Raw genomic sequence first — 1890 nt, 5'->3', positions numbered from 1 at the left:
GCCCCGAGGGCAAGCCGGGCCACGACCACTCCGAAGCCGTCCCCGACGCCGCGGCGCAGGTGACGGAGAGCGGCCGTACGCAGGTCATCGGCCCCCGCGAGGTGGCCTGCGCCTGGCCGGACTGCCCGCTGCGGCACGCCGTGGCGGTGCCGCTGGCGGTCGCCGGCCGCGTCGACGGCGTGCTCGCCGTCTTCACCTCCCAGACGTCCGCGGGCCTGGTGCGCGCCGCCTCCGAGGTGGCCCGCTGGGTCTCCGCGCAGCTGGAGCTGGCCGAGCTGGACAGCTCCCGGGCCGCCGCCAGCGAGGCGGAGCTGCGCGCGCTGCGTGCCCAGATCTCGCCGCACTTCATCTACAACTCCCTGTCGACCGTCGCCTCCTTCGTGCGCACCGACCCGGAGCGGGCCCGCGAGCTGATCGTGGAGTTCGCCGAGTTCACCCGCTACTCCTTCCGCCGCCACGGCGACTTCACGTCCCTCTCCGAGGAGCTGCGCTGCATCGACCGCTACCTGCTGCTGGAGCGTGCCCGCTTCGGCGGCCGGCTGGAGGTCTCGCTGCGGGTGGCGCCGGAGGTGCTGAGCGTCGTGGTGCCGTTCCTGTGCCTGCAGCCGCTGGTGGAGAACGCCGTACGGCACGGGCTGGAGAAGAAGCCGGGCCCCGGCCGGCTCACGATCACCGCGGCGGACGGCGGCAGCGAGGCGCTGATCAGCGTCGAGGACGACGGCGCGGGTATGGCCGCGGAGACCCTGGCGCGCACCCTGGCCGGGGATCTGGCGGAGCTCGCCGAGCTGGCGGGGGACGCGCCGCGGGCGCCGGGCATCGGGCTGCGGAACGTCGACGAGCGGCTGCGGCAGGTGTACGGGGACGCCTACGGGCTCGTCATCGAGACCGCTCCGGGCGCCGGGACGAAGGTGCACGTCCGGGTGCCGAAGTTCCATCCGGACGCGGTGCAGAGCGGCCCGGCCGGGATGTGAGCGATAGACGGGTTTCGCTGCCGCCGCACCCCGCATAGGGTTCCCGCATGCTGCACACTCTCGCCGTCGACGACGAGGAGCCCGCCCTGGCGGAGCTGGCATATCTGCTGCGCCGCGACCCGCGGGTGGCCGAGGTGCAGACGGCAGGCGACGGGCAGCAGGCGCTGCTGGCCCTCGACCGGGCGCTGGCCTCGGGCCGTTCGGTGGACGCGGTGTTCCTGGACATCGGCATGCCGGGCCTGGACGGGCTGGCGCTCGCGCGGCTGATATCCCGGTTCGCCCAGCCGCCGCGCGTCGTGTTCGTCACCGCGCACGAGGACCACGCGGTGGAGGCGTTCGCGCTGCACGCCGCCGACTACGTGCTCAAGCCCGTGGCGCCCGAGCGGCTCGCGGAGGCGGTGCGCCGGTGTGCGGCTGCCTCGGCCGCGGAGCCGGTGCCCGAGGAGCAGCCGGAGCAGGGCGGTGCGGCGCCGGAGCGGGCGGCGGTGCCGGACGAGGTCTTCAGCGTCGAACTCGCCGGTGTCACGCGGTTCGTGCAGCGCAGCGAGGTGCTCTACGCGGAGGCCCAGGGCGACTACGCGCGGCTGCACACCGGCGGCGGCAGCCATCTGGTGCGCATCCCCCTCGCGACGCTGGAGGAGCGGTGGGGGGCGGCCGGGTTCGTACGCATCCACCGCAGCCACCTCGTCGCCCTGCACCACGTGCGCGAGCTGCGCATGGAGGCGGGCCGTACGTACGTCGTGCTCGGCGGGCACGTGCTGGCGGTCAGCCGGCGGCACACCCGCCAGGTCCGCGAGATGCTGGTCCGACATCCACCGACGGCGGCGGTGTGACGTGGCGGGCGATCGGGGGATCTCCGCGCCGCGGAGCGGCTCGCGGAAGGGCGGCGCGGCGGACGGCCGCGTACCGAAGGCGAGCG

The 1890-nt window shown here is 75.1% G+C and carries 2 protein-coding genes; both read left to right on the top strand.

What is annotated here, in order from left to right; all coding sequences use genetic code 11:
- Positions 1 to 971: sensor histidine kinase (locus H5J30_RS30355; protein ID WP_181790631.1), on the top strand; the 971-nt coding region annotated here is incomplete at its 5' end.
- A 47-nt stretch (positions 972 to 1018) separates the two neighbouring features.
- Positions 1019 to 1804: a LytR/AlgR family response regulator transcription factor gene (locus H5J30_RS30350; RefSeq protein WP_181790629.1), complete on the top strand. Its 786-nt coding sequence runs from the start codon at positions 1019 to 1021 to the stop codon at positions 1802 to 1804.
- Positions 1805 to 1890: the final 86 nt, after the last annotated feature.

The sequence above is a fragment of the Streptomyces phytophilus genome, assembly GCF_013870535.1.
In the GTDB taxonomy this organism is placed as follows: Bacteria; Actinomycetota; Actinomycetes; order Streptomycetales; family Streptomycetaceae; genus Streptomyces; species Streptomyces phytophilus.
Note: the sequence above shows the minus strand (reverse complement) of the source record. Positions and strands in the feature narration are given on the sequence as shown.